Here is a 24,040-nt window from a genome sequence, read left to right as displayed (position 1 = left end):
ATCTCGGCCCGGAGGCCCTTAAAATGAAGAAACCCAAATGGGTCGTCGAAAAGGAACAGGCGCGCAAAGCTGCTGCGGCCGAAACCGTCTGGCTGTTTGGCCTGCACGCGGTGCGCGATGCTCTGATGAACCCTAAACGTCAGAAACTGCGCCTGATCGTGACACGCAACGCGCGTGACAAACTGGCCGAAGCGATTGAATTTGCAGGGATCGAGGTCGACATGGTTGATCCGCGCAAATTTACCGCTCCCATCGATGCGGGATCGGTTCACCAGGGTGCTGCGCTTGAGGTCAAGCCGTTGGATTGGGGTGGTTTGGCCGAAAACTGTATTGGACGGGAAAACCCGAGAGTCATTCTGTTGGACCGTGTGACCGATCCGCATAACGTCGGGGCGATTCTGCGCTCGGCCGAAGTTCTTGGGGCCAGCGCCGTGATTGGTACGCGCCATCATTCTGCACCCGAAACGGGAGCGCTGGCCAAAACTGCCAGCGGCGCCCTGGAGCGCCAACCGTATCTGCGGGTGCGCAACCTTGCGGACGCGATCATTGAACTTCAGGGCATGGGCTTTCTGGTTCTTGGACTGGACGGCGAAGCCGAGGTGACAATCGAAGGCGCACTGAGCGAGGGACGTGATCGCCCCGTGGCGCTTGTGCTTGGTGCGGAAGGCCCGGGTTTGCGGCAGAAGACCAAGGAAACCGTGGATCAGTTGGTGAAAATTGACGCAGCAGGTGGGTTTGGGTCACTGAATGTCTCAAACGCGGCGGCAATCGCCTTATATGCATCCCGTCCCTGAGCAAAGGAGAGCGCCATTTCCGGTCCATCCAAAATCGCCACCTGCTGCTATTGCGGGACTCGCGCGGCCCTGGTCCTGAAGGGCAAAGAGCGACACGAGCTCAGCTGCTCAAGCTGCGGGGCGCCGTTGCATGATCTGAAGATGCTGCCCAAGCGAAAGACCGGGAAAACCGCAAAAGCACGATCGGCCGGTTCTCATGTGTCACCACCTAAGGCGAAACGCAAAAAGAAGAAGAAAACTATGCTCTCGCGGGTGTTTGACGAAGCCTGGGATGTGATCGAGGACATCTTTGACTAAGTGCCGCGGCGCTGAACCCTGATCACATCCATGTCAACAGGGCTTCCGTTGCCGGAAAAAACTTGCATCTTGATACCTTCAAGATTGCAGATTCTGAAATGACGATGTTGATCCGACGTACCATCCTTGGCGTGCTGAGTGCCGTTTTCCTGACTTCTGCGGCGTTTGCGCAGGACAAACCGGTCTATTTTGTCACCGAAGGTGTGGCATTGGCCGGGTATGACCCCGTGACTTATTTTGAAGGTTCGACGCCTGTCATGGGCGCAGCTGAAAATGCGGTGATGTGGAAAGGGGCCAAGTGGCATTTCTCATCTGCAGAAAACCGTGAGCGCTTTGAAAGCAACCCACGCGCCTTTGCCCCGCAGTTTGGCGGGTATTGTTCTTATGCGATGGCCAAGGGGGTTCTGAAAAGCACCGATCCCAATGCGTGGCAGTTGGTCGATGGCCGCCTGTATCTGACGCATTCCCCACAGATCGAGGCGATGTGGCGGCAGGACAGGGCCGAATACATTGAAATGGCAGAAAAAAACTGGCCGATAGTCCTGTATCAGGATTAGGCGGAAATCAGCTAATTGTGAAAAGTCATCACAAAAATGCGCGCTACCTCTTTTTTTCCCCAAACTTATGCCTAAATGTCACAGTGACCGCGGAACGGAACTGCCGCGGGTCATTTCACTGTCCCTCGTTCCAACAACTGGCGCCCAAGGTTTCTTGGGCGCTTTTTTCTTTTTGGAACCCTGTTAAGGATGGGGCATGCCTCAGTATTCTGACCTATATCTGAAAGCCATTCTGCAACGGACCAAAACGGTCGCCGTTGTTGGGGTATCCATGAATCCGGTGCGACCCAGCTATTACGTGGCGCGTTATCTGTCGCTGAAAGGATTCGATGTGATCCCGGTCAATCCGGGACATGCGGGTAAGGAACTGTTTGGCAAGACGGTGCGTGGCAGCTTGTCGGAGTTATCCGAGCCGGTGGACATGGTCGACATTTTCCGGCGGTCCGAAGCTGTGCCGCCCATCGTTGACGAAGCGTTAGCGGCCTTCCCTTCACTCAGTACGATCTGGATGCAAATCGGGGTTGAACATCCCGAAGCAGCCGCAAAGGCCGAAGCGCGAGGTGTGGACGTCGTGATGAACCGCTGTCCCAAGATCGAGTATCAACGCCTGTTTGGCGAGCTGCGCATGGGCGGGTTTTCGACCGGAATCATCTCATCCAAGCTTTAAGGCGTTGCCGGCTGATACGGTTTCAGCCGGGCTACTTGTTCTTGACGCCGCTTCTCCAAAACCACGTCGCGCGGCACCCATTCGTAACGGGTGTCCTCAACCAGCGGAGACCAGAACAAAACCCCGCCGTAGCGCCACGGATCCAGTACAACGCCGTCATACAGCGTTTCCCCCTTGCGGCTGATGATTGCGGTGCTGTGGTCGATCCTCAGCGGGTTGTCGGCATTGGCGATGGCGCGGTGCATCTCCAGCGTTTGGAAGTTTTCCTGCTTTAGGCGACGCTCAATGTCTTCGGCCCAGTGCCAGCACAGCCCGCGCGGGCGCAGGCCCTTGTTGACTTTTGCGTTGTGGATCAATGGCGGATCCGTGATCTGGTATTCATCGACAAGCTGCGCGGTGTAGGCATAAGCGACTTGCGCAGCCCGTCGGGCTTCTTCTGGGTCGATATCAGGACCCAGCGCCTGAATTTCGGCTGACAGTCGTTGAACCTCGTCGCCGGTCGAGGCAGGTGGCGCAGAGCAGGCCGCGGCAATGGCAAGCGTTGCCACAAGCATCAAAACTCGGATCATATCGCGCCCTCGGCCTGCCAATCTGACGCCCGAGTATAGCGGTCAAAACAGCGGCGCGGAACCCAGGCGTTACCCGTCGGAGCGGGATGCCTTTTCCGCGATGCCGCTGACGCCCTGACGACGGGCCAGTTCGGCCAAGACATCGTCCAGCACCACGTCCCGCGCGGCCAGCATGACCAGAAGGTGATACAGAACATCCGCCGCCTCAGAGGTCAACTTGGCTTTATCACCCTTAACAGCCTCGATGATCGCCTCAATGGCTTCCTCACCGAATTTCTCGGCGCATTTTTCAGGGCCTTTGGCCAGAAGCTTGGCCGTCCAGCTCGAGTCCGGGTCAGAACCCTTCCGAGCCTCAATTGTATTGGCCAGTTCGTGCAGAATGCTCATGTCAGCCTCATCGGGATACCAGCGGCGGCCATGTGTTCCTTGGCTTCGCGGATGGTGTATTCGCCGAAGTGGAAGATCGAAGCAGCGAGTACCGCACTCGCCCGGCCTTTCGTGACGCCTTCCACCAGATGGTCCAGATTGCCGACACCGCCGCTGGCGATCACCGGCACGTCCACTGCATCGGAAATTGCGCGGGTCAGGGGCAGGTTGAACCCAGCCTTTGTGCCGTCACGATCCATAGAGGTCAGCAGGATTTCTCCGGCCCCTTTGGCAACGACAGTTTTTGCAAATTCCACAGCATCAATGCCGGTGGGCTTGCGTCCGCCATGGGTAAAGATTTCCCACTTGCCGGGGCTGACCGTCTTGGCGTCGATGGCGCAGACAATGCACTGACCTCCGAACTGGTCCGCTGCTTGCGCGATCACATCCGGGTTGGCAACGGCGGCCGAGTTGAAGCTGACCTTGTCCGCCCCTGCCAAAAGCAAGGCACGGACATCATCCTTGGTGCGTACGCCACCGCCCACTGTCAGCGGCACAAAGCACTGCTCGGCCGTGCGTCGCACCACATCGAACATAGTTCCTCGGTTCTCATGGGTCGCGTGAATATCCAGAAAACAGATCTCATCTGCACCGGCAGCGTCATAGGCTTTGGCCGATTCCACCGGGTCGCCTGCATCGCGCAGACCGACGAAATTTACACCTTTGACCACGCGGCCATCAGCAACATCAAGACAAGGAATGATCCGGGTTTTTAGCATCTGGGCGTCCTTCGTTGCCGGACCTTTAGCGGCAAAGCCCCGCCGATGCCAGACTTGTGATTGCGATCCATCGTGAAGCCATGGAAATTAGAGGTGAAATTCATGAAAAGGATTATCGAAATGAAACATCTTCTTCTGGCTTCAATTCTAACATTCGGGGGCGCACTATCCGCCATGGCTGACGACATCATCAAAGTTCAAACAAATAAATCCGTGGCTGAGGCGCTGGACGCGTTGGAAGCAGCGGTCGGCAACGCCGGGGCCACCGTGTTTGCACGCATCGACCATGCGGCCGGGGCGGAAAAGGTCGGCACACCCATTCCCGCCAATCAGGTGCTGATTTTCGGCAATCCTGCGCTGGGCACACCAGCCATGCAGATTGATCCACGTGCCGGGCTGTTCCTGCCGCTCAAGGTTCAGGCCTATGAAGATGCCAACGGTCAGGTCTGGCTGGCTTATGAAGACCCCAAAGAGACAATGGATGAGCTGGATGAAGTCGAAAAGTCACCCGTCATCGAAAAGATGCGCGGCGCTTTGGCCAAGTTGACCGCCGCTGCCGCGCAGTAACCTATCAAGACAGGGCGCGAATGGCCTCGGCCAGGTCAATCGCGCCATCATACAGCGCCCGACCCGAGATCGCGCCGTCCAGTTCGACACCACAGTCGCGCAGGGCAATCAGGTCTTCTAAAGAGCTGACACCGCCCGAGGCGATGACCGGGATTGATACAGCCTGTGCCAGCGCGGCGGTGGCCTCGATGTTCGGACCCTGCATGGCGCCGTCGCGGTTGATATCGGTATAGATAATTGCGGCGACACCGGCATCCTCAAAGCTGCGGGCAAGGTCGGTGACTTGCACGTCGGTTTCTTCGGCCCAACCTTTGGTGGCAACCATCCCGTTGCGCGCGTCGATACCCACAGCGACCTTACCGGGAAAGGCTTTGGCGGCTTCCCGCACCAGATCGGGGTTTTCGACAGCAACCGTGCCCAGAATGACCCGGGCCAGACCCTTGTCTATCCAGGTCTCGATGGTGGCCATGTCGCGGATGCCACCGCCCAGCTGAGCGGGCACATTGCACGCTTTCAGAATCGCTTCGACAGGAGCGGCGTTGACAGGCACACCCGCGAATGCGCCGTTCAGATCGACCAGATGCAGCCACTCGCATCCCGCCTCGACAAAGGCGCGGGCCTGTGCGGCGGGGTCTTCGTTGAAAACGGTGGCCTTGTCCATTTCTCCGCGCAGAAGGCGGACGGCGTTGCCGTCTTTGAGGTCGATGGCGGGGTAGAGGATCATGTCGGGCGGCCCTATATCACTGTTACACGCGCGGGATATCGCACAAGCAGGGCAGGGGATGCAACGCGACGCTGGGTCATTCTTGCCCGTCGCTCATTGGCGGGTCAGACTGTCCTCAAAACAGGGAGAAAACCATGAAGAGATTTACTTTTGCAGCGGGTTTGACGCTTCTTGCAACCGGGGCAATGGCCGCTGATCCCGTCGATGGTCTGTGGAAGACCGCACCGGGTGATACAGGCGGATATCTGCACGTAACAATTTCAGAATGCGGCAGCGCGATTTGCGGTACCATCGACAGTGCGTTCGACGCGGATGGCAACCAGCAGCTGGAATATGAAAATCTGGGTAAACAGATCATCTGGGACATGGTGCCCGAGGGTGGCGGTAGTTATGACAGCGGCAAGATCTGGGCCCCGGACCGCGACAAGACCTATAACTCGAAAATGTCGCTGGACGGCCAGAACAAACTGACCGTCAAAGGCTGTGTGGCGGGCGGTCTGATCTGCCGGGGTCAGACCTGGACAAGGGTCCAGTAAGCGTCAGGGTTTCCAGGTCAGGAAATTGCCCAGCAGGCGCAGGCCAACGTCCTGGCTTTTCTCGGGGTGGAACTGCATCCCAACCATCGTGTCGCGGCCGATAATGGCCGTGACTTCCTGACCATACTCCACATAAGCTAGCCGCTGTGCCGGATCCGTGACGCGGAAGTGGTAGGAGTGCACGAAATAGGTGTGATCCCCCGATTTCACCCCGTTGAACACGGGGTGATCGCTTTCCAGAACCAGATTGTTCCAGCCCATATGGGGTACTTTCAGAGTTGAATCCGAAGGCTCGATCCTGACCACATCACCGGCAACCCAGTCCAGACCATCCGTATCAGTATATTCATGGCCTGTTGTTGCCATGAGTTGCATGCCGACGCAGATACCCAGAAACGGGCGGCCTTTCTGCTCGACTGCCTCGACCATCGCATCATAGATACCTTTGTGGCCGCGTAGCTCGGAAGCACAGGCCGGAAATGCCCCGTCACCGGGCAGAACCAGACGATCCGCTCGCGCGACAACATCCGCGTCCGAGGTTACAACAACCTCGCCCGCGTTCACCTCGCGCGCCATGCGCTGAAATGCTTTCTCGGCCGAATGCAGGTTACCGCTTTCGTAATCAATAATTGCGGTCAGCATTTACAGCGCGCCTTTGGTTGACGGAATAGCGTCCGCCTTGCGGGGGTCGGTCTCAACCGCATCCCGCAGGGCGCGTGCAACGGCCTTGAAGGCAGCTTCGGCGATGTGGTGGCTGTTGAAACCGTGCAGTTGATCGATATGCAGCGTGATGCCGCCATGGGTGCTGAGCGCCTGAAAGAACTCGCGCACCAGCTCGGTGTCGAATGTACCGATCTTCTGGGTCGGCAGATCAACGTTCCAGATCAGGAAGGGACGGCCCGAAAGGTCCAGCGCACAGCGTACCTGTGCGTCGTCCATGGGCAGGTGACATTCGCCATAACGACGGATGCCTTTCTTGTCGCCCAAAGCCTGCGCCAGTGCCTGACCCAGCGCAATACCGGTATCCTCGACCGTGTGGTGGTCGTCGATGTGATAATCGCCCTTGGCCTCGATCGTCATGTCGATCAGCGAATGGCGCGCCAGCTGATCCAGCATATGGTCAAAGAACCCGACGCCGGTCTGGTTGTCATAGGTGCCGGTGCCGTCCAGATTGACCTGAACCGAAATTTCGGTCTCGGCGGTCTTGCGGCTGATCGAAGCGCTGCGCATGGGCGAATTCCTTTTGCTACAGGCGCGCTTATAGACGGGGTTGGGTTGCCTTATCCAGACCATAGGTGGCATTCACGGCAAACTGTTGCAGGGGATTGCACCCGGCTGTGCCCCGTGTCAGCTTGCAAGCAAACGAACCGATAGGGTTACATCATGTCCACCTGCGTTTTCATCCAGATCCGCTGCAAACCCGGCACCACGTATAAGGTGGCCGAGGAAATCGCTCTGCGCGAAATTCATTCGGAACTTTATTCCACCAGCGGTGAATACGACCTGCTGCTCAAACTCTACATCCCCGAAACCGAGGATGTAGGCCATTTCATCAACGAACATTTGTTGGTGATTCCCAACATCGAACGTTCGCTGACGACGATGACGTTCAAGGCGTTTTAACCAAGTTCGAACGTGGTGACGCCAAAGATGCGGTTCAGATCGATATCCGGCTCGTGGTCGGAATACATCCGGGCCGTTTCAAAGACTTTATCCAGCCCAAGTTCGTCGGCCAATGCGAAGGCTGATGCGTTGGGCTGAGGCATATCTACGAAAACCTCGTGTTCATTGTGGTCCTCGGGGATCGAGGACAAGACAGCGTTCAACAACGCCTTTGCAATATCGGTGGTGTCCGCAAACAGAGGCCCTACTTTATAGCCCGTGAGGCAAGGGCGCAGCGTGGCGTAGCCTCTGATCTCGCCATTCTCAGTATATACCTTCGAGACATGGCTGTAAGCGCTCAGCCAACTATCCAAAAAAAGGTCACGTGGCGCAGGGAACAGTTTGCGGTCATAAGCCTTCAATGCGTCGGATGCGTTGTTCAGATCCGCGATGCGATCATTCGGAGATGTGTCCAGTTTCGCCAACATCCGAGTTTTCGTTCCGGCAAACCGATAGTTGTTATAGGCGAAGGTGAACCCGGACTTGCGATAATTGTCCTGTTGCTCGACCACGCCGTCCAGACCCATGTTGCGCCCGGTGCAATGGGCCAGCGCATGCTGCGCGATCTCAAGCCCGTGGCCATGGTGTCTGAATTCGGGTTTGACGATGTAGAAGCCCAGGAAAGCAAAGTGATCGTTGTAGTTTACCGCTGAAACTGATGCGATCATCTCTCCGTTCAGAAAGCCTCCCAGGAAGCCGTCCGGGTCCGTCGGACGAAAGCACTCGGCATCATGAACCCCCGGGTTCCAGCCCTCGCGCCCGGCCCAATCGACGGCGTGCTGAACTTCGGCGGCAGTGAGCGGGCGGATGATGTAATCAGACATAGGGTAATCCTGCATTGCGTAATGCGGCCAGAATGGCGCAACGCCCAGCAAAGAACCAGCATGTTTGGACAGTTTTGTATCTGGAGCGGGCGAGGCGATTCGAACGCCCGACCCTAACCTTGGCAAGGTTATGCTCTACCCCTGAGCTACGCCCGCATCAGATACATATGTGGTCCAAAGACCTCTCAATGGAGCGGGCGAGGCGATTCGAACGCCCGACCCTAACCTTGGCAAGGTTATGCTCTACCCCTGAGCTACGCCCGCGCCGTTGAGTGAGGAGGGATGTATAAATTCCCACGCGGGGCTGCAAGCGGAAAAACGCAAAAAAGCGGAAAAATCTTTCGACGGAAATCTAGGGTTGAAGCGTTCTAAATCCAGAGCATCACAAAACAAGAGGGGCTGAGAGAAGAAAATGACAAATACAGCGGACCTGAAAATGGCGGTGTTGGCTGCCTTGATTGCGCTTACAACACTGATCTGCGCGCGCGGCGAAGACAGGGTGGCAGAGGTCGAGCCAACCCTGATGCAAGCCCCGCTGATCGAAACGCGGGTTTTGGCGGGTTAAACCCGCAATCGGTCAGAGCGCCAAAACCAGATTCGCAATGGCAGCGACCAATATCGCCGTGAAAGTCAGCCCCATGCCAATCTGTCGCAGGATGACGATCTGTGGCGTTCTGCCAAACCCATAAGCGTGCAGCAAACGTCCTGCCAGCAACAGCAAGCCCAGCACATGCAAAAGCACGCCACCTGCGCCCTGCAACTCCACCATTGCGATCAGCAATAGGCCGATGGGTGCGTATTCGGCGCAGTTGGAATGCGTCCGTACCGCTTTGATCATCATTTTGCTGCCGCCATCCCCGACTGAGATCTTGTCGCTGCGGCGCTGCAGGATCACTTTGACGCTGAGCGTCACATAAAGCAGTGCGATCAGGGCCGCGTAGATCGGGGTGATTGCAAGCATGGTGTATCTCCGTTCCATTATAGAAAAGGGCCACGCAGTTTCCCGCGCGGCCCTTTGAACTGTAGAAGGTTCTGCAGCTTATTCCAGCTCGACCAGAAGGTCCTTTGCGTCAATCTGGCCGCCGGGCTGCACATGAACCGCTTTGACCGTCGCGTCGCGCTCGGCGTGGATACCGGTTTCCATCTTCATCGCCTCGATGGTCAGCAGCATGTCGCCTTCCTTGACCTGTTGGCCCGCAGTAACGGCGACAGTGGCCACAACACCCGGCATGGGGGCTCCGACATGATCTGGGTTGCCGACCTCGGCCTTAGGCCGAGCCTGCGTGGTCGATGTGACCATCCGGTTCGGAACCCGGATGACACGCGGCTGGCCGTTGAGTTCAAAGAACACTTTAACCTCGCCCTTTTCATCCGTTTCGCCAATGGCCTGGCAGCGTATTTCCAGCGTCTTGCCCGGGTCGATTTCCGCCGTGATCTCTTCGCCCGGCTCCATGCCGTAGAAAAAGGTGCGCGTGGGCAGGGTGCGGACCGGGCCATAAACCCGGTGACGGCCGATGTAGTCCAAAAAGACCTTGGGATACATCAGGTATCCGTTCAAGTCCTCGTCATCGACCTCTTTGCCTTCCAATTGCTTGGACAGCTCTTCGCGGGTGGCCTCAAGATCAACCGCAGGCACGTCCTTGCCGGAGCGTTCGGTGTTGGGGGCTTCGTCCTTGAGCACCTTCTTTATGATAGTGTCGGGGAACCCGCCCGGAGGCTGACCCAGATTGCCGCGCATCATGTCTACGACCGAGTCAGGGAAGGCCACATCGGTGCCCGGGTCCTCGACCTGTTCGCGGGTCATGTTCTGGCTGACCATCATCAGTGCCATGTCGCCAACAACCTTGGACGACGGTGTCACCTTCACGATATCGCCGAACATCCGGTTCACGTCCGCATACATCTGCGCCACCTCATGCCAGCGCTCTTCCAGCCCCAGGCTGCGCGCCTGCGCCTTGAGGTTGGTGAACTGGCCTCCGGGCATCTCGTGCAGATAGACTTCCGATGCCGGAGCCTGGAGACTGGATTCAAAGGCCGCGTACTGGCCGCGTACAACCTCGAAGTAGTCGCTGATTTCGCGGATCGCTTTGATGTCCAACCCGGTGTCGCGGTCGGTATGGCGCAGCGCCTCGACCACAGTGCCCAGTGTTGCCTGACTGGTGTTGCCCGAGAAGCTGTCCATCGCGCAATCCACCGCGTCGACGCCCGCCTCGGACGCCGCCAGAATGGTCGCGCTGGCAATACCTGCAGTGTCATGGGTGTGGAAGTGGATCGGCAGACCGACCTCTTCCTTCAACGCGCGGATCAGGATCTTGGCTGAGGCCGGTTTCAGCAGGCCAGCCATGTCCTTCAGGCCCAGAATATGCGCACCGGCATCGCGCAGCTCTTTCGCCATGCCGACATAATATTTCAGGTCATATTTGGCGCGATCCGGGTCCAGAATGTCACCGGTGTAACAGACGGTACCTTCGCAGATTTTGCCGTTTTCTACCACGGCGTCCATCGCCACACGCATGTTCTCGACCCAGTTCAACGAGTCGAACACACGGAACACGTCGATATTTTTGGACGCCTGACGCACAAATTCCTGCACTACGTTGTCGGGATAGTTGGTGTAACCCACACCGTTCGCGCCGCGCAGCAACATCTGGGTCATCAGGTTCGGCATCGCTTCGCGCAGGTCACGCAAGCGCTGCCACGGGCATTCCTGCAGGAAGCGATAGGCCACGTCGAAGGTCGCGCCACCCCAGCATTCGACCGAGAACAGCTGCGGCAGGTTTGCGGCATAGGTGGGTGCCACCTTGATCATGTCGATCGAGCGCATACGGGTTGCCAGCAGCGACTGGTGCCCGTCGCGCATGGTGGTATCGGTGATCAGCAGCTGACGCTGCGCTTTCATCCAGTCGGCCACGGCCTGCGGGCCCTTCTGCTCCAGCAGGTTGCGAGTGCCCATTTGCGGCTCTGCCTTCTGCGCGGGGGGCTTGGCCTCTTTCAGATCGGCGCGCGGCTCTGGCCGATCCTTTGTTTCGGGGTGACCGTTCACCGTGATGTCGGCGATATAAGTCAGAACCTTGGTGCCCCGATCGCGGCGGCGCTTGAAGGCAAACAGGTCCGGCGTCGTGTCAATGAACTTGGTGGTGTATTCGTTCGACAGGAAGGTCGGATGCTTCAGCAGGTTGATGACGAAGTCGATATTGGTGCTGACGCCACGAATACGGAACTCGCGCAGCGCACGGTCCATGCGGGCAATTGCTGCCTCGGGGGTCGGCGCTTTAGCCGTTACTTTGGTCAGCAGCGAATCATAATAGCGCGTAATCACACCGCCTGCATACGCCGTGCCGCCGTCCAGACGAATGCCCATGCCAGTGGCCGAGCGATAGGCGGTGATGCGGCCGTAATCGGGGATGAAGTTGTTCTGCGGGTCTTCGGTCGTGATCCGGGTCTGCAGAGCATGACCGGTCAAATGTACGTCTGCCTGACTTGCTGCACCGGTGGCCTCGGCCAGTGTTTTGCCTTCCGCAATCAGGATCTGCGCCTGCACAATGTCGATGCCGGTGACTTCTTCTGTCACGGTGTGTTCCACCTGTACGCGCGGGTTCACTTCGATGAAGTAGAACTTGCCGGTTTCCATATCCATCAGGAATTCGACCGTGCCAGCGCATTCATAGTTCACATGGGCACAAATCTTGCGGCCCAGCTCGCAGATCTCGGCGCGTTGCTCTTCGCTCAGGTATGGGGCGGGGGCGCGTTCGACCACTTTCTGGTTCCGGCGCTGGACCGAGCAGTCGCGTTCATAGAGGTGATAGATCTCACCATGCTTGTCGCCCAGGATCTGTACCTCGACATGGCGGGCGTGGATGATCATCTTTTCCAGATATCCCTCGCCGTTGCCAAAGGCGGCTTCGGCCTCGCGGCGACCTTCCAGAACTTTTTCTTCCAGCTCATCTTCCGACTGGATCGGGCGCATTCCCCGACCACCACCGCCCCAGCTGGCTTTGAGCATCAGCGGATAGCCGATCTCGGCGGCCTCTTTGCGGATGGTGTCCATGTCATCGCCCAGCACTTCGGTTGCCGGAATGACAGGTACACCCGCCGCGATTGCGACACGCCGCGCGCTGGCCTTGTCGCCTAGCGCACGCATGGTTTCCGCCTTGGGGCCGATGAAGGTGATGCCATTCTTGACGCATGCATCTACGAAATCCGGGTTCTCGGACAGCAGGCCATAGCCTGGGTGGATCGCGTCTGCGCCGCATTGCTTGGCAACACGGATTATCTCATCGATCGACAGATAGGCCGCGACCGGCCCCATGCCCTCACCGATCTGATACGCCTCGTCCGCCTTGAACCGGTGCAAGCCCAGTTTGTCCTCTTCGGCGTAAACGGCGACGGTTCGTTTTCCCATCTCGTTTGCTGCGCGCATAACGCGGATGGCAATCTCGCCGCGGTTGGCGATCAGGATCTTGGAGAAGTCTGTCATAATAGGTCCCGGTCTTTTGTGTTTGGGCGTCTCTTTGGGCAAACAATACGCGCAGGTATATCCGTTCTTCTGGGTAGAACCGGCATGTTACCGCTCGCAAACGCCCTTGGTCGCTGCGCTCTTATACTTATGCCGCGCCGCAGCATCAAATACTTAGCGCTTTCTCTCGAATTGAGACAAATCTGCTAGGCCCATCTGACCCATATTTGCGTGCAGATCCTGATTTAGAATATCGATGACATGGGCGGGTCCGCGCGTGCCAAGTGCCGCCAATCCGTACAAGAATGCGCGCCCAAGCATGACGAAATCCGCTCCCAGAGTCAGCGCACGCAGAATGTCCAGCCCGCCTTCGACACCGCTGTCAAAGATCAGGGGCAGGCGAGTTGCTTTGCGAATCGAAGGAAGAACCTCAATGCTGGCAGGAGCGGCGTCAAACTGACGCCCACCGTGATTCGAGACCCAAAGGGCGTCCACCCCGATCTGTTCCAGACGCTCTGTGTCTTCGGCGCGCAGGATGCCTTTTATAACAAAAGGTCCGTCCCAATGATCGCGCAGCCACGAGACATAGTCCAACGCTGGCGAGGTCCTTAACAGGTATCCGACATGGGCCGTCGGAGGCAGATCTCCGGGATTTTCGATGTACTTGTCCAGAGTGCGCATATGCGGCACGCCGTTGCGCAATATCCCCATAGCCCAGGCGGGTCTTGCCGCAATCTGTGCCAGCAAGCGCGGCGTCAGCTTTGGCGGCTGCCTGAGACCTGAGCGGGTTTGCCGTTCCCTGCGCGAGGCAACAGGGACGTCCACGGTCAGCACCAGAGTTCGAAATCCGGCCTGGCGCGCCCGATCCAGCATATCCTTGCGAATTTCGGGGTCCCGCGGTGGATAAAGCTGAAACCACGCGTTTGGTCCCAAATGCGGGGCCAAATCCTCGGGGCTTTGGCTGGCAACGGTGGACAGGGTATAGGGAATACCCGCCTGCGCAGCGGCCTGCGCCAACAGCCGCTCCGCATCGGGCCAGACCAGTCCAGACATCCCGATGGGGGCGATTCCGAAGGGCAATGGACAAGCGGTACTCAGAAACGTCCTTGATGTGTCAAACTCCAGCTCACCGTGCAGGATCGAGGGGGAAAGGCGGACATCATCCAGCGCAATGCGGTTGCGGTTTAACGTCGTTTCAATACCGGTTCCGCTGTCGATATACTCCCACACAAAATGCGGCAGGCGGCGGCGCGCGCGTCGTTTCAGGTCCGGAATGCCGGGATAGGTGCTGTGCAGATCCATGCAGATTGATCCGATCCACCACGCGATTCGGCAAGGTTTTTAGGCTGCATCTGTCGAGGGATGCTTGCTTTCAGGCCCTGCGCGTTTAGCCGGATCCGTGGTTCCGCAGGCAACCTGAACCTGATTGCGACCCTTATCCTTGGCAACATACAGTGCGTCGTCGGCAGCACGCATCAGGTCCTGTGGAATGGTGCCATGGGCCGGGTAATGCGCGACCCCAACCGACATCGTGATGCGGGGCAGAGCCTTCTCGCCATAGCGTACAGCTACGGCTTCGACCGCCTGACGCAACTGTTCGGCACGAGTTACGGCGTCTTCGGGGCTGTTGTCGGGCAGAATCAGCATGAATTCTTCGCCGCCGATGCGGCAGGCGATTTCGTCCCTGTCGCAGCCTTGCTCCAGCGCGGCGCCGACCGCGCGCAAGACCATGTCACCGGCATCATGCCCATGTGTATCGTTGAACTTCTTGAAGTGATCGACGTCCACCGCAATCAGGCTCAGCGCAGCGCCCGTTTGTTGGCAGCGGCTGATGGATTTGCGCAGCGTTTCGGTCATGTGGCGGCGATTGAACAATCCGGTCAGCGGGTCGCGTACCGATTGGTCATGAAGCTGATCCCGCATGCGGACATTGGCAATCGCCATGCTGATCTGTTCGGCGCATAATTGAGCCAATTTACGGCTTTTGTTGAAACAATCCTCACGCCCTTCGATTGCCCTAAGGTGCAGAAGACCAACTGTTTCGCCATGTGCCAGAATGGGAAAGCAGAAATAGGGTCGGCCGTCATGCGGTTCGGCATGTTCGCAGACAAAATCGATCTCGGATGCGCCGAACTCATAGGTCCTGCCGCGCCGCAAGCCCCAGCAACCTTCAGGATGGATATGCGCCTTGTGCGCGCCGCCATTCCAGCTGGCGCAGCCATCCAGCACATCGCGAGAGTTCGAATAGACATAAACACTGCCCTCCGACTCAGGCAAAATGTGGGTCATAAAGCGTGAGACCATTTCGAAAAGCTCGTCCAGTGATCGACTTGATTGCAACCATTCGTTCAATTCCCCGAGCAGGCGAACCTCTCTAGCCAGGCGCAGTTGTTCATCCATCAGCTCACGTTCTTTTTCGGCACGTTTGCGCAGATCACGCACCTGACGGCGGTTGGTGCGGTGGACAATCAGGATGACGGTGGTCAGTGCCAGCAAGGCGACTCCGCTCAAAAACGTCAAAGAAATGCGGACGCGGGAGATAAACAGGTTCCTGAGGTCTGCAATATCCGAATAGAATTCGATAGCCCCCAGAAACACCGCATCCTTGATGATCGGCGTGTGGACCTCGGCCACGTGACGACTGCTTAGGCCTGTATCTCCGGCATGATCGGGATCAAACGAATCTTTTTCCGTGATCGGTTTCTCTTGGTGTTTGTAATAGAGACCGCCGGCCGCGACGACCGACTGGAAAAACGGTTGTGTGTTCACGGTTCCAATATCATTTGTACGTGTCGACCAGAAAACGTGCCCCGAAGCTTCAAACAGCTTGACGCGATAAATGTCCGAGGTTTTGGGCAACAGCTCCAGAAATTCTTCATCATGCTCGGTCAATGCGTGAAAACGGAAAGTAGCATTCAGATCGCTCAGGTGGCTTTCGACCTGACGGCTCATCTGCATTGCGCTTTCTCGCAGGTCGGATTCCAGCATGCGATCAACCACCGGTGCGGGAACGGCATAGATTCCCCAGCCTGCTGCTGCCGTCAGCGCAAGCAACATTACGGTCACACCCACCATTTTCAGCCTTGATGACTGACCTGTCGGTTCCACCTGTTCCATTATTTCCGCTCCCACAACACTCAGATAGGCATCCGATTCAAGATTTGACAGAGGGTTAACAGGCGCTCAGGGCAGCGGCGTATTTGTTTAGGATTGAATGGAAAAAGAAGTGCGAAAAGCTTGTGAACAAGCCGTGAACAAACTCTTTCACTCGGCGCGCATCCGGCGTAGTTTGGATTCATGAGCAGTTTTGACGAAATGGACGCCTTCGAAGGCGCATCGCTGTCGGCGCGGGCAATGGCCGTGCGCCCTTCGCCCTACCTGGATGAGTTGAACCCGGCGCAGCGGGACGCAGTTGAGCGTCTGGACGGTCCGGTTCTAATGCTGGCCGGGGCAGGGACAGGCAAGACCAAGGCCCTCACAGCCCGGATCGCGCATTTGCTCAATACGGTGCGGGCCCGTCCGAATGAGATTCTGTCGGTGACGTTTACCAACAAGGCCGCGCGCGAGATGAAAGAACGGGTCGGTCGCCTGCTGGGTCAGCCTGCCGAAGGGATGCCGTGGCTGGGCACGTTTCATTCGATCTGCGTCAAGCTGTTGCGCCGCCATGCGGAGCTGGCTGGCTTGAAGTCGAATTTCACCATTCTGGATACTGATGATCAGCTTCGCCTGCTCAAACAACTGGTACAGGCCGCCAATATCGATGACAAACGCTGGCCAGCGCGGATGCTGCTGGGGATCATCGACGATTGGAAGAACCGCGCACTGACACCGGATAGGGTGCCAACCGCAGATGCCGGGGCCTACAACAACAAAGGCATTGAGCTTTATGCTCAATACCAGACCCGTCTGCGTGAGTTGAACGCGGTGGATTTCGGCGACCTGCTGCTGCACGTGGTCACGATCTTCCAGACCCACCCGGACGTGTTGGAGCAATACCAGCGCTGGTTCCGCTACATCCTTGTGGATGAGTATCAGGACACAAACGTCGCCCAATACCTGTGGCTGCGGTTGCTGGCCGGGGGGCACAAAAACATTTGCTGCGTGGGTGATGACGATCAGTCGATCTATGGCTGGCGCGGGGCCGAGGTAGGCAACATCCTGCGGTTCGAAAAGGACTTCCCTGGCGCATATGTGGTGCGACTGGAGCAGAACTATCGCTCGACCCCGCATATTCTGGCGGCTGCATCGAACGTTATTCGGGGCAATGAAAACCGTCTGGGCAAAGAGCTTTGGACTGATGCGGATGATGGCCACAAGGTCAACCTGATAGGCCATTGGGATGGCGAGGAAGAGGCCCGCTGGATCGGCGAAGAAATCGACGCGATGCAGGGCGGCACGCGCGGTATACGCCCTGTGAACCTTGATGAGATGGCTATCCTTGTACGCGCCTCGCACCAGATGCGCGCGTTTGAAGATCGGTTCCTGACCATCGGTCTGCCCTACAAGGTGATCGGCGGCCCGCGATTCTATGAGCGGATGGAGATCCGCGATGCCATGGCCTATTTCCGGCTGGTCGTCAGCCCTGAGGATGATCTTGCCTTTGAGCGCATCGTAAACACCCCGAAACGCGGCCTTGGCGACAAGGCCCAGCAAACCATACAGATGACAGCGCGTGAGAACGGGGTGCCTCTGGTCGAGGGCGCGCGGATCGCGGTCGATAACGGGTTGATCAAGGGGAAGGGCGGCAAAGCGCTGCGCGAGTTGATCGATGGGCTGGCCCGGTGGAACGCGATGACGCGCGGCCCCCGGATCGAAGTCGAAGACGATTCGGTGATCGATGACGGGATATCCCCCATGCGGTTCGGCGCGCCCGAACATACGCATATCGAACTGGCGCAGATCATTCTCGACGAGTCCGGCTATACCTCTCATTGGCAGAACGACAAGACTCCCGAAGCGCCGGGGCGTCTGGAAAACCTGAAAGAGCTGGTCAACCAGCTGGACAATTTCGAAAACCTGCAAGGGTTTCTGGAACATGTCAGCCTTGTCATGGACAACGAACAAGACAGCGACGGAGCGAAGGTGTCGATCATGACCCTGCACGCAGCCAAGGGGCTTGAATTCCCAGTTGTCTTCCTGCCGGGGTGGGAGGACGGCTTGTTCCCGTCGCAACGGTCAATGGACGAATCCGGCCTCAAAGGGCTCGAGGAAGAGCGCCGTCTGGCCTATGTCGGCATCACCCGCGCTGAAGAGGTATGTACGATTTCCTTTGCTGCCAATCGGCGGGTGTTCGGGCAATGGCAGAACTCCATGCCTTCGCGCTTCATCGATGAATTGCCGGAAGACCACGTTGAGGTGCTGACGCCCCCTGGTCTTTATGGCGGCGGGCACCGGACCGCGGGAATCGAAACCCGCGCAGCCGAAGCCAATGTCTACAACTCACCAGGCTGGAAACGGTTGCAGGCGCGGCAAGGTCAATATGGCATGTCGCAGCCGAAAGAAAGCCGGAGTACGGTGATTGACGCCACCGCATTGGCCAGTTTCACGCTGGGTGAGCGTGTTTTCCATCAGAAATTCGGCTATGGCGCGGTGATCGGGATCGAGGGCGACAAGGTCGAGGTCGATTTTGACAAGGCGGGAACCAAGAAAGTCGTCTCGCGGTTCCTGGCCAACAAGGATGACGTCCCGTTCTGAGGTGTCAGATCCCTTCGACCAGAACCAGGTTGGTCGAGGCGGTGGCTTGCCGGATCTTCGCTAGCTCGATGTAATCGGGGTCGTCTTTCCAGGCTTTCGCCGCGGCAAGGTCTGGAAACTCCATCAGCACAATTCCACCTTCCGGCCAACCGCCTTCAATCTGTTCGACCGATTTCGACGAGACCGTCAGCAAGCGGCCTCCGTGGCGGTCAAAGATTGGCATGAAGCCCGCCAGATAATCCTGATACCCGTCAGGGTCGTGGATGTCGATCTGCGCGATGAAATAGGCTGCCATGGCGTCCTCCGGATCAGAAATCAGAAGGCCATCTTACACCAGTGTCGAAAAAACAAAAAACGGCGGTTCCCAGGGAGGAGGAAGGGAACCGCCGTCTTGTCAACATCAGAGCAGGGAGGAGGAGAGCCCTGACGTATGCGAACCCGGGTCTGAGCCCGGTATGAGGAAGACGCGGCGACGCTAGGGAGGAGGAATGCGTCGCCGCGCGCTTTCAACATCAAGGCAGGGAGGAGGAGAGCCCTGATGTATCAGGTTCCAGCATCTTGAGGCCGGTATAAGGTGCGGCAACGTCAGGGAGGAGGAAAGACGTTGCCGCTGATTACAGACCCAAAGGGAGGAGGAAGGGCCTGATCTCTGTATCTGTTTGCGCTTAACGCGCGGTGTGGTCTTCTGCGGCCTGCAACGCGACCCGGCGGATCATCGAGCGGTGCAGGCCCAGATCGGTCAGTTCACGATTTGACAGCCCGGACAGTTCGTTAACTGTCTGGCGATACATGCGATAGCGCACAAAACGGGTCTTGGCGGTCTCAACCAATGCGGCCAATCCAAACGCCGTTGTGCTTTTATGTGCTGTATGTGTGCCTGCGACTGCCATTTTCATCATCCGTCTGTCTTGTGTTACCGATATCACTCGGCCCTTGCTTGAGATTGAAAATAGGCAAATGCTGCGATTGCACAATAGGTCACATCGTCAATGCTGCCATGCAGCAAATGCATAGATTGGTTCGGGTTTTTCGTGGCGGTGAAATACGCCTTTGAAATATAGGTATTGTCTGAGGCACCGTCAGCGCCTGGAAAAACGCCACGCGGTGGGGTGCCTTTGAATTGAGCATGTTCGGCGTGAATTTATGCGATGTGAAATGCTGGCATCAGATCATTGAAGTGTCGGAGGGCACCAACGACTGGCCTTTTGGAGGCGTAGCATCGTCTCGTTGATTCCAGTTTTCCGGGGTGGAGGCAGGTCGGAGACTCGCTTTTGCGGTCGCAAGTGACTGCGTATGGGAAATCGTGGGCGGTGTTGGTGTAGGTGGGGAAATGACACCTAGAACCCCCTTTTGCTTTAGTCGATTCTATGGGCCGGTTGCTTGCAGTGGGCCAGAAAATCCAGTCCGAATAAGAAATCTCAAATTTTTTTGGGAAAACGTGGGAAATTTTCGCCGGTGCGTTTTTTCTATATGTTGATATTGTTGGGCGGTTCGCTTCTAATTATGGTGTATTGATGCCGAATTTCTTCCGTTTCAGTATAGATGTGCCGTGCTTCAAGCGACACGATCAAAAAATTTCCTATTGATTTCCATGAATTCCCATGGCATCCCTTATACATCCGATGAGGACGAGGCAGCAGGGGCGCCAAACGACCCCGAACCAAAAATACTAATCAGGTTTCATACAGGCATCTCGCTTTCATCAATCAAGAGATCCGGCGCGCGGGCGAGCAGACATCCCCCCAGGTGGCGCGTGCAGCTGGACATCCCGCAAAGCGGGTCAATGCGGCGGGTTGATCAGTGGCAGCAGATCAACCCGCCGTTTTTACCTTCTGGGGACGTGAATTTTAAGTGGGGCGCAAGCGAAAGGGACAGTCGTCTTGGCGCGCAGGTTTAGAGGTGAAAGCCACCATAAGGTGGACACGAAGGGCAGGGTCTCGATCCCGGCCTCGTTTCGCCGTGTGCTTGAAGCTTCCGATCCCAACTGGCAGCCTGGTGACAATCCTGAACTCGTGATTGTGTACGGCGATCACCGTCGCAAATACCTTGAATGTTATACCATGCAGGCGATTGACGAGGTCGATGCCAAAATCGACGCGCTTCCGCGTGGCTCGATGGAGCGCAAAATGTTGCAACGCATGTTCCACGGTCAGTCCTTCCCGACAAACGTGGATGAAACCGGGCGTCTGGTTCTGCCCGCCAAGCTGCGCACCAAGATCGATCTGGAGAGCGAGGCCTTCTTTATCGCTGCCGGTGACACGTTCCAGATTTGGAAGCCCGAGACCTACGAAGTCGAGGAACTGGCCAAAGCCGAAGAATGGATGGACGATCTGCCCGACGATTTCGACCCGATGGTCTATCTCGATGGCGTCGGGGACGCGTGACGGCATGTCCGGCGCTGTCCCTCCCTCCGATAAACCTCATATTCCTGTTTTGCTGCGTCCATTGCTGGCTGCGGTGTCTCCGGTGTCCGGCGTTTGGTTGGACGGCACCTTTGGGGCAGGCGGGTACACGCGCGGGTTGTTAGATGCGGGGGCTGACAAGGTCATCGGCGTGGACCGTGACCCACTAGCCTTTGAAATGGCCACGGATTGGGCCGGAGAGTATGGCGACAGGCTGGTGATGCAGCCCGGTGTGTTCTCGCGGATGGACGAATACGCACAGGATCTGGACGGCGTTGTGCTGGATCTCGGTGTGTCTTCTATGCAGCTGGATCAGGCCGAACGGGGCTTTTCCTTCAAGAAGGACGGCCCATTGGACATGCGGATGAGCCAGGAGGGTGAAAGCGCAGCGGATTTGATCAACGCGGCGAGTGAGGCGCAACTGGCTGATATCCTGTTCCATTTCGGCGAGGAGCGCGCAAGTCGTCGAATCGCCAAAGCCATCGTCAAGGCGCGGGCCGAAGACCCAATCACCACGACCTTGCGCCTGACCGGGATCATCGAATCCTGCTTGCCGCGACCCAAGCCAGGGCAATCGCACCCGGCGACGCGCAGCTTTCAAGGGCTGCGGATCGCTGTGAATGCCGAATATGAAGAGCTGTTTCAAGGATTGATGGCGGCGGAGAGGGCGTTGAAGCCAGGCGGGCAACTGGCCGTGGTGACCTTCCATTCCATCGAGGATCGGATGGTAAAGCGGTTCTTTCAGTCCCGCGCGGGCAAGACAGGGCGTGCGAACCGATATGCGCCCGAAATCGAGCAGGATCAGCCGCAATTCACGCTGAAAACCCGTAAGGCCGTAGGGCCGGATGAGCAGGAACTGCAGGAAAACCCCCGCGCGCGCTCGGCCAAGCTGCGCGTGGCAACCCGAACCGAGGCACCATCAGGAGAAATTGAGGCCCGCGCGATTGGAATGCCGCAATTGGGGGGAAGGGCAAGATGAAGAGTATTTTATATGTGTTGACCGCTCTGTCCGTTTTTGGATTGGCGATTTGGGCCTATCAGGAAAACTACCGCACCCAGCAGGTGGTGAAGGAAACACAGAAACTACAGCGCGAGATCGGCATGGCGCAGGTTCGGTTGGCTGTCCTGAACGCCGAATGGGCCTATCTGAACCGCCCCGACCGGCTGCGCGAGTTGGCAGATTTGAACTTTGAACGCCTGGCTCTGCTGCCGCTGCGGGCAGAACAATTCGGGCGTGCCGACCAGATTGCCTATGCCGAAGACCCCGATCTGCCCATCGTGGATCCGATTGAACTGCAGGCCATCACAGACATTCAGGCTTTGGGCGAGGTGCAGATTCCATGACTCGCACGCCGTTGCGCCCGCTGGCCCGAATCCTCGACGCTCGCGCCCGGGGCGAAAACCCCAAGGCGATCGAGCGGGAAAACATCCGTAAACGCCACGAAGACATGAAAGACCGTGCCCGCGCCCGCGCCGAAGGGCGCCTATTGGTGCTGGGGCTGTTCTTCTTCTGCGCCTTCTCGGTTGTTGGTGTCCGCATGGGAATGCTGGCCACGTCCGAGGCGCAAGAGCCCGTGGCAAGTGCGCCGGGTGCGGCAATTGCCATGCAGCGTGCCAATATCGTTGACCGCGAAGGGCGTATTCTGGCGACCAATCTGGACACGTATTCGGTCTACGCGCAGCCGCCATTGATGATCGACCCGATTGCCGCTGCAGATCAGCTGGTGGCAATCTTCCCTGATCTGGACAAAGAGCGTTTGGTCAAGGATTTCACCAGTAAGCGCAAGTTCCTGTGGATCAAGAAACGTATCTCGCCCGAGCAGAAGCAGGCCGTCCATGACATCGGCGATCCGGGCATTCTGTTTGGTCCGCGCGAAATGCGTCTTTATCCCAACGGCAGGCTTGCCGCGCATATTCTGGGCGGGTCCGGTTTTGGTCGTGAAGGCGTCAGCGCTGCCGAAGTGATCGGTGTGGCAGGTGTAGAGAAACAGTTCGACGACTATCTGCGTGACCCGGCCAACGGCAACAAGCCGCTGCAATTGTCGCTGGACCTGACAATTCAGGCGGCTGTTGAACAGGTGCTGTATGGCGGCATGAAGATCATGAACGCCAAGGGCGCGTCGGCTGTTTTGATGAACGCGCATACGGGCGAGGTCGTGTCGGCTGCGTCTCTGCCTTCATTTGATCCGAACGACCGCCCGCGCCCGCCGACTTCGGGTTTTGATCCATCAGACAGCCCGCTGTTCAACCGGTACGTGCAAGGTGTGTACGAATTGGGTTCGGTCTTCAAGATTTTCACTGCGGCGCAGGCTGTTCAGCTGGGGCTGGTGAATTCCAATACCATCATCGACACATCAGGCCCGATGAAGATCGGTCGCTTTCCCATTGGAGAGTTCAACGGCAAGAATTACGGCAAAATCAGCGTTGCGGATGTGATCGTACACAGCTCGAACCGGGGCACGGGCCGTCTTGCCTTGCAGATTGGTGCGCAGCGGCAGCAGGAATTCCTGAATACGCTGGGCATGTTCGACCCGACACCGTTTGAAATTGTCGAGGCCAAGGGTGGGGTGCCGCTCAGGCCCAAGAAATGGGGCGAGCTGAGCACAGTGACCATTTCCTACGGCCATGGTCTATCGACCAGCCCAATGCATCTGGCCGCCGGGTACGCTGCCATTGCCAATGGCGGGCACTATGTCAGCCCGACCATTCTGCGTAAAAACGGCCCGCAATACGGCCCTCGCGTATTGTCGGAAAACACCGCGCGCCAGGCACAGAAAATGCTGCGCAAAGTGGTAACAGACGGCACCGCCAGCTTTGCCGAGGTTAAGGGTTACGATGTGGCCGGCAAAACTGGTACGGCGGACAAGCCCAAGCCGCGCGGCGGGTATTACGATGACAAGGTCATCGCGACCTTTGCGACAATCTTCCCGGCCTATGATCCGAAATACGTTCTGATCGTCACGTTGGACGAGCCTTCGATCGTGGCATATGGCGAAAAGCGCCGCACTGCGGGCTGGACTGCCGTGCCGGTCGCCGCCGAACTTATTAGTCGCGTCGCGCCCTTGCTGGGCCTGCGTCCCCGGCTTGAGCCTGAGGCGGGCGCTGCTATAACGCTGACCTCAAACTAGGCTGTCCGGCAAGAGGTG

At 57.7% G+C, this 24,040-nt stretch carries 26 protein-coding genes and 2 tRNA genes; 13 read left to right on the top strand and 15 right to left on the bottom strand.

Going from position 1 to position 24,040, the window contains the following annotated elements:
* The first annotated feature begins 23 nt into the window (after positions 1-23).
* From rlmB to ALB80_RS04735, 4 genes are all read left to right on the top strand, one after another.
* On the top strand, positions 24-794 hold the full coding sequence (gene rlmB, locus ALB80_RS04750; RefSeq protein WP_050602872.1) for a 23S rRNA (guanosine(2251)-2'-O)-methyltransferase RlmB: 771 nt from the start codon (positions 24-26) through the stop codon (positions 792-794).
* Between the two features lie 15 nt (positions 795-809).
* Entirely contained in the window at positions 810-1,091 is a 282-nt protein-coding gene (locus ALB80_RS04745; RefSeq protein ID WP_050602871.1) for a hypothetical protein, read from the top strand.
* Between the two features lie 98 nt (positions 1,092-1,189).
* Positions 1,190-1,648, top strand: coding sequence for a YHS domain-containing (seleno)protein (locus ALB80_RS04740; protein WP_050603023.1), 459 nt, complete (start codon positions 1,190-1,192; stop codon positions 1,646-1,648).
* 196 nt (positions 1,649-1,844) lie between these two features.
* Entirely contained in the window at positions 1,845-2,315 is a 471-nt protein-coding gene (locus tag ALB80_RS04735) for a CoA-binding protein (RefSeq protein WP_050602870.1), read from the top strand.
* On the opposite strand, the gene ALB80_RS04730 is transcribed toward ALB80_RS04735, so the two are convergent.
* The 3 genes from ALB80_RS04730 to hisF form a co-directional block, all read right to left on the bottom strand.
* Positions 2,312-2,884 (bottom strand): hypothetical protein, encoded by a 573-nt coding sequence (locus ALB80_RS04730; RefSeq protein ID WP_050602869.1) that lies wholly within the window; start codon positions 2,882-2,884, stop codon positions 2,312-2,314. The two genes, ALB80_RS04735 and ALB80_RS04730, sit on opposite strands and share 4 nt — an antisense overlap.
* Positions 2,885-2,953: 69 nt before the next feature.
* Positions 2,954-3,271, bottom strand: a complete 318-nt coding sequence (locus ALB80_RS04725; protein WP_050602868.1) for a phosphoribosyl-ATP diphosphatase — start codon at positions 3,269-3,271, stop codon at positions 2,954-2,956.
* Positions 3,268-4,029 carry an imidazole glycerol phosphate synthase subunit HisF gene (gene hisF / locus ALB80_RS04720; protein WP_050602867.1) on the bottom strand — a complete coding sequence of 254 codons (762 nt, stop codon included), beginning with the start codon at positions 4,027-4,029 and terminating at the stop codon, positions 3,268-3,270. The genes ALB80_RS04725 and hisF overlap by 4 nt, the downstream gene beginning before the upstream one ends.
* A gap of 120 nt (positions 4,030-4,149) precedes the next feature.
* Between hisF and ALB80_RS04715 the strand changes: the two genes are divergently transcribed.
* Entirely contained in the window at positions 4,150-4,596 is a 447-nt protein-coding gene (locus ALB80_RS04715; protein ID WP_050602866.1) for a DUF302 domain-containing protein, read from the top strand.
* A gap of 4 nt (positions 4,597-4,600) precedes the next feature.
* Here ALB80_RS04715 and hisA read toward each other — a convergent pair whose 3' ends face one another.
* Positions 4,601-5,320, bottom strand: coding sequence for a 1-(5-phosphoribosyl)-5-[(5-phosphoribosylamino)methylideneamino]imidazole-4-carboxamide isomerase (gene hisA, locus ALB80_RS04710; RefSeq protein ID WP_050602865.1), 720 nt, complete (start codon positions 5,318-5,320; stop codon positions 4,601-4,603).
* Between the two features lie 134 nt (positions 5,321-5,454).
* On the opposite strand from hisA, the gene ALB80_RS04705 reads away from it, so the two are divergent.
* Complete coding sequence (locus ALB80_RS04705) at positions 5,455-5,856, top strand: DUF2147 domain-containing protein (protein ID WP_050602864.1); 402 nt, start codon at positions 5,455-5,457, stop codon at positions 5,854-5,856.
* Between the two features lie 3 nt (positions 5,857-5,859).
* On the opposite strand, the gene hisH is transcribed toward ALB80_RS04705, so the two are convergent.
* Complete coding sequence (gene hisH, locus ALB80_RS04700; RefSeq protein ID WP_050602863.1) at positions 5,860-6,498, bottom strand: imidazole glycerol phosphate synthase subunit HisH; 639 nt, start codon at positions 6,496-6,498, stop codon at positions 5,860-5,862.
* A complete protein-coding gene (gene hisB, locus ALB80_RS04695; RefSeq protein ID WP_050602862.1) occupies positions 6,499-7,086 on the bottom strand; it encodes an imidazoleglycerol-phosphate dehydratase HisB in 588 nt (195 codons plus the stop codon).
* Between the two features lie 153 nt (positions 7,087-7,239).
* Here hisB and ALB80_RS04690 point away from each other — a divergent pair, with 153 nt between their 5' ends.
* Entirely contained in the window at positions 7,240-7,479 is a 240-nt protein-coding gene (locus tag ALB80_RS04690) for an Lrp/AsnC family transcriptional regulator (protein ID WP_050602861.1), read from the top strand.
* Here the strand turns inward: ALB80_RS04690 and ALB80_RS04685 are convergent.
* The 3 genes from ALB80_RS04685 to ALB80_RS04675 all read right to left on the bottom strand — a co-directional run bounded on the left by ALB80_RS04685 (position 7,476) and on the right by ALB80_RS04675 (position 8,606).
* Positions 7,476-8,342, bottom strand: coding sequence for a GNAT family N-acetyltransferase (locus ALB80_RS04685; protein ID WP_050602860.1), 867 nt, complete (start codon positions 8,340-8,342; stop codon positions 7,476-7,478). The two genes, ALB80_RS04690 and ALB80_RS04685, sit on opposite strands and share 4 nt — an antisense overlap.
* An 81-nt stretch (positions 8,343-8,423) precedes the next feature.
* Positions 8,424-8,498 (bottom strand) — tRNA-Gly (locus tag ALB80_RS04680).
* A 33-nt stretch (positions 8,499-8,531) separates the two neighbouring features.
* Positions 8,532-8,606, bottom strand: a tRNA-Gly gene (locus ALB80_RS04675).
* 148 nt (positions 8,607-8,754) lie between these two features.
* Here ALB80_RS04675 and ALB80_RS22125 point away from each other — a divergent pair.
* Positions 8,755-8,907, top strand: coding sequence for a hypothetical protein (locus ALB80_RS22125; protein ID WP_157054140.1), 153 nt, complete (start codon positions 8,755-8,757; stop codon positions 8,905-8,907).
* 12 nt (positions 8,908-8,919) lie between these two features.
* Here the strand turns inward: ALB80_RS22125 and ALB80_RS04670 are convergent, their stop codons facing one another.
* The 4 genes from ALB80_RS04670 to ALB80_RS04655 form a co-directional block, all read right to left on the bottom strand.
* The gene (locus ALB80_RS04670) at positions 8,920-9,303 is read right to left on the bottom strand and encodes an MAPEG family protein (protein WP_050602859.1); all 384 of its coding nucleotides are present in this window, start codon (positions 9,301-9,303) and stop codon (positions 8,920-8,922) included.
* 78 nt (positions 9,304-9,381) lie between these two features.
* Positions 9,382-12,819 carry a pyruvate carboxylase gene (locus tag ALB80_RS04665; RefSeq protein WP_050602858.1) on the bottom strand — a complete coding sequence of 1,146 codons (3,438 nt, stop codon included), beginning with the start codon at positions 12,817-12,819 and terminating at the stop codon, positions 9,382-9,384.
* A gap of 153 nt (positions 12,820-12,972) precedes the next feature.
* Positions 12,973-14,100, bottom strand: a complete 1,128-nt coding sequence (locus tag ALB80_RS04660) for an alpha-hydroxy acid oxidase (protein ID WP_050602857.1) — start codon at positions 14,098-14,100, stop codon at positions 12,973-12,975.
* Positions 14,101-14,139: 39 nt separating this feature from the next.
* Complete coding sequence (locus ALB80_RS04655; protein ID WP_050602856.1) at positions 14,140-15,915, bottom strand: diguanylate cyclase; 1,776 nt, start codon at positions 15,913-15,915, stop codon at positions 14,140-14,142.
* Positions 15,916-16,095: 180 nt separating this feature from the next.
* Here ALB80_RS04655 and ALB80_RS04650 point away from each other — a divergent pair, with 180 nt between their 5' ends.
* Complete coding sequence (locus tag ALB80_RS04650) at positions 16,096-18,492, top strand: ATP-dependent helicase (RefSeq protein ID WP_050602855.1); 2,397 nt, start codon at positions 16,096-16,098, stop codon at positions 18,490-18,492.
* 4 nt (positions 18,493-18,496) lie between these two features.
* Here the strand turns inward: ALB80_RS04650 and ALB80_RS04645 are convergent, their stop codons facing one another.
* Both ALB80_RS04645 and ALB80_RS04640 read right to left on the bottom strand, forming a co-directional pair.
* A complete protein-coding gene (locus tag ALB80_RS04645; RefSeq protein ID WP_050602854.1) occupies positions 18,497-18,787 on the bottom strand; it encodes a DUF1330 domain-containing protein in 291 nt (96 codons plus the stop codon).
* Between the two features lie 370 nt (positions 18,788-19,157).
* Complete coding sequence (locus tag ALB80_RS04640; protein ID WP_050603022.1) at positions 19,158-19,382, bottom strand: DUF1127 domain-containing protein; 225 nt, start codon at positions 19,380-19,382, stop codon at positions 19,158-19,160.
* A gap of 990 nt (positions 19,383-20,372) precedes the next feature.
* Between ALB80_RS04640 and mraZ the strand changes: the two genes are divergently transcribed.
* From mraZ to ALB80_RS04615, 4 genes are read left to right on the top strand one after another with little or no spacing between them, the layout of a single operon-like run.
* Positions 20,373-20,876 carry a division/cell wall cluster transcriptional repressor MraZ gene (gene mraZ, locus ALB80_RS04630; protein ID WP_083445187.1) on the top strand — a complete coding sequence of 168 codons (504 nt, stop codon included), beginning with the start codon at positions 20,373-20,375 and terminating at the stop codon, positions 20,874-20,876.
* 4 nt (positions 20,877-20,880) lie between these two features.
* Entirely contained in the window at positions 20,881-21,873 is a 993-nt protein-coding gene (gene rsmH / locus ALB80_RS04625; protein WP_050602851.1) for a 16S rRNA (cytosine(1402)-N(4))-methyltransferase RsmH, read from the top strand.
* On the top strand, positions 21,870-22,238 hold the full coding sequence (locus tag ALB80_RS04620) for a cell division protein FtsL (protein ID WP_050602850.1): 369 nt from the start codon (positions 21,870-21,872) through the stop codon (positions 22,236-22,238). The genes rsmH and ALB80_RS04620 overlap by 4 nt, the downstream gene beginning before the upstream one ends.
* On the top strand, positions 22,235-24,022 hold the full coding sequence (locus ALB80_RS04615) for a penicillin-binding protein 2 (protein WP_050602849.1): 1,788 nt from the start codon (positions 22,235-22,237) through the stop codon (positions 24,020-24,022). Before ALB80_RS04620 ends, ALB80_RS04615 begins: the two co-directional genes overlap by 4 nt.
* Positions 24,023-24,040: the final 18 nt, after the last annotated feature.

The organism is Ruegeria sp. 6PALISEP08 (assembly GCF_001238295.1).
In the GTDB taxonomy this organism is placed as follows: Bacteria; Pseudomonadota; Alphaproteobacteria; order Rhodobacterales; family Rhodobacteraceae; genus Ruegeria.
This window is presented reverse-complemented; position numbering and strand designations above follow the sequence as displayed.